This window comes from Mycobacterium sp. TH-M25, assembly GCF_057473665.1.
In genome coordinates this window covers 1-8,779 of record NZ_JBYCLA010000185.1, presented here as the reverse complement: position 1 = coordinate 8,779, position 8,779 = coordinate 1, and the positions used below count along the sequence as shown (strand labels likewise).

General features: G+C 65.5%; 9 protein-coding genes, 1 other RNA gene and 1 pseudogene. 9 read left to right on the top strand and 2 right to left on the bottom strand.

Annotated elements, in window-relative coordinates; translation table 11 throughout:
- From AC2VOU_RS06255 to AC2VOU_RS06215, 9 genes and pseudogenes are all read left to right on the top strand, one after another.
- A pseudogene (locus AC2VOU_RS06255) lies at positions 1–232 on the top strand (hypothetical protein); the annotation flags it as partial.
- A gap of 22 nt (positions 233–254) precedes the next feature.
- Positions 255–1,283: a transglycosylase SLT domain-containing protein gene (locus AC2VOU_RS06250; protein ID WP_486956590.1), complete on the top strand. Its 1,029-nt coding sequence runs from the start codon at positions 255–257 to the stop codon at positions 1,281–1,283.
- Between the two features lie 120 nt (positions 1,284–1,403).
- Positions 1,404–4,580: a bifunctional DNA primase/polymerase gene (locus AC2VOU_RS06245; RefSeq protein WP_486956589.1), complete on the top strand. Its 3,177-nt coding sequence runs from the start codon at positions 1,404–1,406 to the stop codon at positions 4,578–4,580.
- Entirely contained in the window at positions 4,577–4,870 is a 294-nt protein-coding gene (locus AC2VOU_RS06240; RefSeq protein WP_486956588.1) for a hypothetical protein, read from the top strand. The genes AC2VOU_RS06245 and AC2VOU_RS06240 overlap by 4 nt, the downstream gene beginning before the upstream one ends.
- Positions 4,871–4,876: 6 nt before the next feature.
- On the top strand, positions 4,877–5,233 hold the full coding sequence (locus AC2VOU_RS06235) for a hypothetical protein (RefSeq protein ID WP_486956587.1): 357 nt from the start codon (positions 4,877–4,879) through the stop codon (positions 5,231–5,233).
- Positions 5,234–5,661: 428 nt separating this feature from the next.
- Positions 5,662–6,077, top strand: a transfer-messenger RNA (tmRNA) gene (gene ssrA, locus AC2VOU_RS06230).
- Positions 6,078–6,204: 127 nt separating this feature from the next.
- Positions 6,205–6,465: a hypothetical protein gene (locus AC2VOU_RS06225; RefSeq protein ID WP_486956586.1), complete on the top strand. Its 261-nt coding sequence runs from the start codon at positions 6,205–6,207 to the stop codon at positions 6,463–6,465.
- Positions 6,462–6,740 carry a hypothetical protein gene (locus AC2VOU_RS06220; protein WP_486956585.1) on the top strand — a complete coding sequence of 93 codons (279 nt, stop codon included), beginning with the start codon at positions 6,462–6,464 and terminating at the stop codon, positions 6,738–6,740. Before AC2VOU_RS06225 ends, AC2VOU_RS06220 begins: the two co-directional genes overlap by 4 nt.
- Before the next feature lie 79 nt (positions 6,741–6,819).
- Positions 6,820–7,065, top strand: a complete 246-nt coding sequence (locus AC2VOU_RS06215; protein ID WP_486956584.1) for a hypothetical protein — start codon at positions 6,820–6,822, stop codon at positions 7,063–7,065.
- A 14-nt stretch (positions 7,066–7,079) separates the two neighbouring features.
- Here the strand turns inward: AC2VOU_RS06215 and AC2VOU_RS06210 are convergent, their stop codons facing one another.
- Both AC2VOU_RS06210 and AC2VOU_RS06205 read right to left on the bottom strand, forming a co-directional pair.
- Complete coding sequence (locus AC2VOU_RS06210; protein WP_486956583.1) at positions 7,080–7,970, bottom strand: hypothetical protein; 891 nt, start codon at positions 7,968–7,970, stop codon at positions 7,080–7,082.
- 117 nt (positions 7,971–8,087) lie between these two features.
- Positions 8,088–8,561 (bottom strand): hypothetical protein, encoded by a 474-nt coding sequence (locus tag AC2VOU_RS06205; protein WP_486956582.1) that lies wholly within the window; start codon positions 8,559–8,561, stop codon positions 8,088–8,090.
- Positions 8,562–8,779: the final 218 nt, after the last annotated feature.

Sequence of the window (8,779 nt, the reverse complement as noted above, 5' to 3'; positions counted from 1 at the left end):
AGTCAGAGTCAGCCGCCGCGCCGTCTGCCGCTCCGCAGATGTCGGCGCCGTCGGCGCACCCGGCGCGCCGGCGCCCGCCGCAACACCGGCTGTCCCGTCGGCCGGTTCCCCCGGCGTCCCCGCCGCCGGCCGCGGCCCCGGCCCCACCAGCGCCGCGGCCACCGCGACCGGAACCGGCCAGGGACAGCCGAGCGTCAAGACACCCAAGCTCGACCCGGGAGCGGTGAAATGAGCTGTGGTAGAGGACTTTTCCCGTGACCGTTAGCAACGACTTCGACAACTTGATCGGGAAGGTCGGGGCGACCAGTGACACGCTGCCGCCCGCTGATAACGGCAAACCCCGCGCTCCGGGGGTGGACCCACGCCTGAGTGCAGCCGTAGATGACACATCGACACAGGGCCACAAGGCCCGCAGCGCTGTGTCCGATCGTGGAGAGAAGACCGACAAGTACACCAAGGGGCTGGCGGGCATTCAAGACCGCGGCGCCAAAGGCGTCAACGGCATCGGCGATGGCGCCGGAAACGGCGCGGGCAGCCGTGCAGGCAGTGGATCCTTCATGCCTCAGATGCCGCAGGTTCCTCAACAGTCAGAGTCAGCCGCCGCGCCGTCTGCCGCTCCGCAGATGTCGGCGCCGTCGGCGCCCTCGTTGCCCGCACCCGCCGGTGTTTCCAACATCGACCCGAAAATCCTTTCCGCGCTGATTCAGGCGGTCAAAGAGCGGTCGGCAGCCGAGTCGGCGAATGGCGACAGCCCGCGCCTGGGACGTGACTCGCACCGGTCGACCGCAGAGGGCTCGGCGACCGCACCGCAAGAGCGACAGCCGCTGGACGTCTCCGAGGTTTCGCTGGAGAAGTATCCGGGCGACGCGATGTCACAGGATGACGTCGCCGACATCGTCGATCAGGCGCTGACCATCAACGGCATCCCCAACGATCCGGCACTGCGGGAGCAGTGGCAGGAGCTGTACCAGCACATGGCGCAGCATGAGTCGAGCAATAATCCGAATGCCGCCAACGACTCTGACACAAATGCCACTGGCTCCATCATGGAAGACGGCAGCCACGCCAACTCCAGTCGCGGTATGTGGCAGTGCATTCCATCGACATTTGCCGCCTACCACATGGGCGGAACGTCGAACAGCATCTACGACCCCGTAGCCTCCGCGGCCGCCAGCATCAACTACGTGATGGAGACATACAACGTGTCCCCGAGCGGCGACGGACTGTCGTCGTTCATGAACCGCGAGGGCGTCGGCAGCAGCAACAGCTATCAAGGCTACTGAGCCGATTCATCAATCCTTGTGATCTCTATTTTAGAGAATCACGTGGGCGCCGGCGACACGCCGAAGCACCGCGTTCAGCTCAGTCGGGTAAACCTCTGCAGGGGTCGTACCGTGACCGCCATGCCCCGCCGAGACAACGGTGACGACGCTGTGTCGGATGCCGATCCCACATCTTCGGCGACTCAGTCGATCAGTGACTACGACCGGTACCTGATCAAGCGCATGGTTGCCCTGGGCGCCCACCTCATGCTGTTGAAGAGGAAGCAGAAGATTCCGGCCTACAAGAAGTGGCCGGTGGCCCCTGCCGTCACTCTGGAAGAGGCTGAGAGCCATCTCGCCAAGGGCGGAAACATCGGTGTGAATCTGCGGCTGTCCAACCTGGTGGTCCTCGACGCCGAGAACAGCGCCGCCACCGCGAGTTTGAGGGCGGCAGGCTTCGTCCCAACGGTGATTCCGGCGAAGTCCCTCATGAAGGAACCGCTCAACCCCGCCGACGACAAGCGCGGCGGCAGCCATGTGTGGCTGCGGGTGCCCGCCGGGATCGATCCTTACCACTTGGCATCTGACCGCATCGGGATCATGCTCCCCGGAGGCGGAAAAATCGATGTCCTGGCAGGCCCGCGATTCATCGTCGCACCACCATCATCTCTCGACGCGGCTCCGGACAAGACCTACTGCGCCGGGTTGCACGGATCGCTGGATTCAACGGTGCAGTGCGACCTCGACGTCGCCCCGCTGTGGTTGTTCGATCCGAACGCCGCCGGTGATGCCACCACGCCCGGTCTGCGCCCGTTCGAGCGCGGTTGCCCTGCGGACCTGGAGCCGTTGCGCGGCATTCTGGTTCCCGACCCGCCACAAATTCGCGTGGCCCGCGATGCCCGCTCGGCGGAGCTGTCCAACGAAATCGATTCAGTCAGCTGGGACGACTGGATCAATGCCGACGCCCGCATGCACCCGACTGCTCAGCGCGACACCTGCGGTTGCCAGATCTGGTACTGGCACGGCGCCAGCAACGAGAAGTCGGCCACACTGCACGAGAACTGTGTGGAAATGGGCAACGGCGCGCACATCTGGTCGGGCACCATGCGCCGCGACCTCGACGTCGACGCGCTGCACCTGTCCCGGCTGGACCTCGCGGTCGCGTTGCGCGGCGGTGGCGGACTCGACGGCGGCGAGCGCAGCAGACTGCGCCGCAGTGTCGCCGCTGATGTGGGCATCCACCTCGGAGCCGAGCCCCAAGATTTCGACGTCGTAACCCCCGACTACTACCGGAGACTGGCCGACAAAGCGGAGCTGTTCGGTGACCGGGCCGGGGCGGCCTCGTACCGCAGTCTGGCGGCTCGCATGCAGCGGTTCATCGAGCGCGACTCGCTGGAGGGCCGTTTGCTTCCCGGTCAGCGTGACGCCGGGTCCGCCGTGGCCGGTGCGGTCGACAACAGGTCACCCGATGACATCCCGATAGTGGACGCGCCTCCAGGAGCCGCCACTGACGGCGCGGCAGAACGCAAGTCGCCCTACGGCGGCAGGGTCCGGGTCGTCAACAACACCACCATCCGCAGCTTCCCCGGCGTTCCGCTGGACGACATGCCGTTGCCGCGCGAGAACGAGATGCACGAGTACCCGATGCCGGAACCTCCACCGGAGTTCACCGCGGTGTGGGCCGCACGCACCGAGATGCTTCCAGTGCTCGCGCCGCTGGCCAACCGGGCGCTGCACCGCTATGTCAAGCACGAGTGGATCTTCGCTGCGACACCGGGCCTGAGCCACGTCGCCGCGGCTGCTGACTCACATGGAGTGTCCCGGTGGGGTCTGCTGGGAGCGCTGCTGCCGCGCATCGCAGCACGGATTCCGGCCACGGTCCGCCTCGTCCCCCCGGACCGGTCGATCCCGGACGGGGACCAACCGACCGCGGCCGGCACATCGCTCAATCTGTATTCGGTGATCATCGGGCCACCCAGCTCAGGAAAGTCCAACACGATGGGCCTGGCGGCGACGCTGGTGCCGGGCGTCGTCACCGTGCCGCCGGGCACAGGCGAAGGCGTGCTCAAGAAATTCCCACGCGGCGATGACGGCGAGGGAGCCGATCCGGCTGCCGCTGCAGCTCCTCTTCCGGGGGACAACATCCCCACCGTGGGCAGCGTCGGCGGTGGAGGGGACCGCAGCTCCAACGCAGTGCTCATCGAGTCCGATGAGATCGACATCTTCACCGCTGAAATGCTGCGCCAGGGATCTAAGACATTGGGTCTGTACAGGTCGATGTGGATGGGCGGCGAGGTCGGCAACACCACCAGCGATCGTGAGCGGCACAGCTTCGTCGCCGCGCACACCTACCGGCTCGGGATCCTGCTGGGCGCCCAGCCCGCAACGGCGTGCAAACTGTTCGACGAGACGGGGAAAGGCACCCCGCAGCGGTTCCTGTGGCTCCCCGGCCACCAGACCGTCACCCGCGGACCGCAGTACCCCGGACTGCTGGCAACCCAACCCGTGTACTGGTTCGACGGAAAACCATCGATGCTCCCGGATTCCGGTGGGCCGCGCCCGCCGGTGTGGATCACTCCGCCCGCGGCGGCGATCAAGCACATGGACCTCGACCGGGCTCGTGCGGCAACAGCCAATCCGTTTCACCCCGATGGGCTCTATCCGCAGCCCTCGCGTCCATGGGCACGCGGGGGGGAGGATGAGGATCTCAACACCGAGGACGACCACCTATACAGCGACGCCGACCGCGGACGCGGCAACAGCGCAGCCGAAGCGATCGCTAATCGGCATGCGGTGCTCCAGCAGCTCAAGATCGGAGTGATGCTGGCGGCGCTCGACGGGCTGGCTCAGCCGCAGGACTCCCACTGGCACGCCGCCGGCGCGATCATGGCGGTTCGGCGTGGGTCGATCGAAGAACTGGTGAAGCTGACCGACCAGCAACGTGAAACCGACCTGCTGCAGCGCGGCAGCGACATGGGCCGGATGTCCACGGAAGCCCGGGCCGCTGGAGAGGCCCATCGCATGACCCGGGTGGAGAACGCCCGTGCGTACCTCAGCGACGCCGCAATGACGTTGACCGAGCAGGGCAGGCCGATCACCAAAGATTCGCTGATGCAGGCATTTGCGCCGGAAAATGCACGCTCGCTGCTCGGATTCGCCGGTGATGCGATGCGGCTTATGCAGACCGCCGGACAGCTGATCACACTTGTCGACGGAACGTTCACCTACAACCCGTTCGGTACCCCGGATGACAGCCAAACCACCATTGCCACAGTGCATTTGCTGCATCCACCGCCAATCGCCAACGTCGGCAAATGACCGGCTTCGACACGCCGGATGCGTACGCATTATCTGGATGTATCGCGATGCGAACCGAGTACGATTTGACCATGTCGCACATAACCCTCGCCGAATTGCACGACGAGGCCGCGCAATTCGCCGGACTCGACACACACGAGGTGTTCACCGACCTGGCCAAGGGCGTGTTCGTCAGCGGATACGACATCATGGCGGCGATTTCGCAAGTCAAAAAGCTTTACCCGCAGCTGGCGGAAAAGCTGGACGTCTTTTCAGCGCATGTCAAATCCTTTTCAACGTTCTGGAGCTGACTTCCTATGTCCCACTACACCGTTGGCGTCACACTGACCCGATACGTGCGGGCCGGTAACGAGTATGACGCCCGTACCCGCGCACGGTGTGGTGTCGCTGTCCTGGTGGGTTCAGCGGTGGGAATCCAGTCCACGTGGCACGGCGGCACCAACGCGGAGCCCTACCAGCACCGTGGCGCCGGGAGCGATCTGTGGCGGGTGGAGCTCTGGTTCCGTGTGGCGACAGATACCCCCGACTCCGAAACCGCTCGCGAAATCGCCCATCACGCAGTGCAGTTCGAAACCGCGCGAGGATACGACATCTTTGAGCCGGAGATGACTGTCGGTGAACCAGAATCGGCGCCATTGGATCGAGCTGGCTAGCAGCCTATTCGGTGCAGGCGCGCAACCCGGATGTATGGGCACTGCAAGGTGCTCGGAATCAGTATCGCCTTTTGGGCCTCTCCTGGAGCGACATCGCAACTTTGACAGGCCAGGCGGAACAACTGGATAATTCCTTCTGCTTGCAGAATGGCAGCTTGTTCGGAGCATGGCGGTATCGCGGCTCGACCCGCTGGCTCGACCACCCGTGTCACGTCCTCCGATCCACCAGACGCGTTGTCGTGGAATGGAAGCCGCCACCGGCCCAGAGATTTTTGTCCGCGCGTCGGCTCGGAGTGTCGCACAGTCGGTCTCGTGTTGCCGGAACGTCGGTGTATTCTCTAAACCCGGCACCAAGCACGGCCCACAGATCGCGAACGCATCCGGCGAAAAGCCGTGAAGGGCGCCCAACTGGGAACTTCTCAGACCAAGGGCCTGAACAGGTTTCGATTGGGGAATTGAAAATTGAACAGCGGGCAGGTGTTGGGTGCATTTCTACCTCAAGTGAACGCACCAACCAATTAAGCGCCGACAACACCGACGCACTGGTTTCCGACGCAGACTTTGCCGAGATCGAGCCTTTTGCCAACGACTCGGCTCTGGTCAGCGCCTGAGCCTGCCGGGGATTAGCTTTTACTGCTGCGCAGAGTCCCCGGCATCGTCCATAGCAGCAGGCGAGTCCGGCAGGGCCTTTGTGAGCCAGGCTGGTGGAAAACGCACAATCGCGAAAACGGTGCCAGTCATATCCCGTCCCTGGGAACGGCTGACCGCGCAGACAGCGACTACGCGCGTAGAACGCAGTTGGACAGACACCACGACGCCGGTTCGATTCCGGCCAGGTCCACTTTTGTCGAAGGTCCGCAGCCGATCTGGTTGCGGGCCTTTGTCGTTTCGCGCCGCGGGACGGCGCGCCGGCATGTGCGGGCCATGATGGCTCCCGTTCACGACTTCGCCTGCGATGAGGAGCGCGTCTCATGCCCAACCAACGGATCGAGGGTCACTCCCTCGTCGGAACCCGACACGTGTTCCATGCCGAGCTTCCGCCCTATGATCCGGCTGCCGACACATCGGCTGGGACGCTGATCATCGGCAACGGGCACCACGTCGAGATCGTGTCGGTATTCAAGAACTGGAATGACATCGCCGGTCTGGACATGCTCTACGTTCGCTGCGAGGAAACCGGCGAACGTACACATGTGACTCCGGCGGACCTCGGTCTGGAGGCACTGCGGTGAGCATCCCGAAATACCGTGCGGCATACGTGCTCAGCGAGGGAGAACCGATCGCCGTGTTCCTCGACTCCGCTGCCGATTGCAACTCCGGCAACCTGATGACCTATGCCCGTGTCGGCGAGCACGGCGAGGGGTCGATCGACTGGATACGTGAACAGCCACCCGCGTCGGCGGATCAGTACCGTGCACTGCACAGCTATCTGGCCCGGCGTTACGCCGATCCGTCACACGACGATCCGGTCGAGCTGGTTATCGACCAAGACGCACTTCCACGTTGACGGGCGCTGCCGAACAGGCAGCAGCGCAGCGCCACACCGACCGAATAAGGATGTGAAACACCACATGTGCGCTATCGCAATGCAACGGGCCACGAACTATCGCGGTGAAGGTGCGGTCTACAACACCGTGGAGGAACTGATCGAGCTCCGCGAAACCGGCGTGCTGGTCGGCCCACCTGCCGCACACACCTATCGCGACTGGACCGGCGAAGAATCCGCCGACATCAAGACTGCTTACTGCGCGGGAAGATTCACCGAGGAGATCCGGCGGTTATTCCCCAGGGAGGCCGAGGAAGTCGATGACGCAGTCGCCAACGGCGACTAGGTCGGCTGATGCGATCAAGGCGTCACGTCATTGCTGTCTGGTGATGGCACGGGATGTTCAGTGGTCTCACCGGGTTCGGTCGGCGGCGGCTGTTCCGCCGACGGCGGAGGCGCGCTGGCCCGATCGGAGCCGGCGCTGTCGCCGGTGCATTCCGACACCAGCTCCACGTCCAGCACCCGACGGAAATCGGGGTATGGGGCAGTCAGTCGCCCGGTGACGAGTCCGGCCAGCGATAGCGCGGCGGCAACCCTCCGGTATCCCTCGATGCCGACGCCGCGGCGGTTGAGCTTCTGCACCTGCGAGAAGGCAGCGTCAGGAGCCCGGTCGTCGTCACGCAGGCCCCCATCTGAGTAAGCCTTCGTGAAGGTGTCCCAGTCCCCCAGCCCGGCCAGCCGGTAGAGAAACCAGACGTTGGCTCTCAGCGCACCGGTCCCCGGCGGCACCGGGTCCACGACAGTTGCGGCATCCTGGCGGCTGATCCCTCCGCCGTCGAGTAGCCGTATCGCCTCTGTCGTCCCCGGGGCGGCCGCGGGTCGCCCCGCGACGGGTACCGCCGCCGGCGGCGACACCGTGGTGGCCGCCGCGGTGCACCGGGCGGGGTCACTGCTGGCCAGGGCGGTCAGTTGCTCGCCGGTGAGCCGGTCGTCTCCCGGCCCGCCCCCCACAGCACCGTTGCCGAACACACCGGCCGCCCGGCCAAGCACAGTCGCCGCGATAGACACCGGGACGACGGCAGGAGCCGCAAACAGGACCATGGCAATCGACCCACCCACGACCAGCGCCATTGCCACGACCGCAGCCGTGAGCACAGCGATCACCCTGCGGTATCCGACGCGGTGCAGGAGGCGTTCACCGGCAGGGCTGATCAAAAGCCCCACCCCACCTCGAACGGCCCGTGACAGCATCGAACCCACCACGGATCCACGGTTGCCGCTCGGCGACGCCCTGCCGGTGACCGACCCGTGGACCGCTGTTGTCCACCCGCCGGGACGGAACCTATTACCTGCCATGCCTATCCCTCCTCACAGTCCTGCCGGTCCAGGAGGTGTCGGCCGCGGCGGCAACGCCGGCGGACCCGGTGCGGATGCAGGGCCAGGAGGCGGTGCGCTCGCAGGCGGGGAGACCAGCGGCGGTGTGGAAGCCGGCGGCGACGCGGCTCCGGCCGACTTGCTGTCACGTCCCGGCGGCGTTGAGTTCGCGAGGGCTCCGTGCTGCCAGGGATTGGCGCGGACAAGGCCGACCAGTCCTGCGACTGCCAGAGCGATGACCAGCATCTGCACCGCTGACTGCACCGAGATGTAGACAGCGGGGTCGGTGCCGGGTATCGGAACCAGGCGCAGCGTGAGCCAGCTGTTCTCGAACGTCGGCGTGACGAACCCGGCGGTGACGAGGAACGCCGCCCCGCGCGGCACCGCGCTCGCCACCACCACGATCAGCAGACTCAGTACACCGAGGGTGTAGAGCGTTGTGCGGGTCAGCAGCGCGGGAGTGTTCACGGCGGCACGGTAGACGCCAAACGCGCCGCAGGCGTTTCTGCGGCGCGGCACACGCTTACCCTGCGGCCATGTTGACGAACCCGCTCATCCTCAAGCGCACGTTGGCCGGCGCGGCGCTGCTGTCCATCGCGCTCGCCGTCCCGATCTCGGTCGCCGGCGCCGATCCCGCCACCGAAGTGGATGCCGATCGGAAGGCATCGGAGTCCGCACGCCCCACC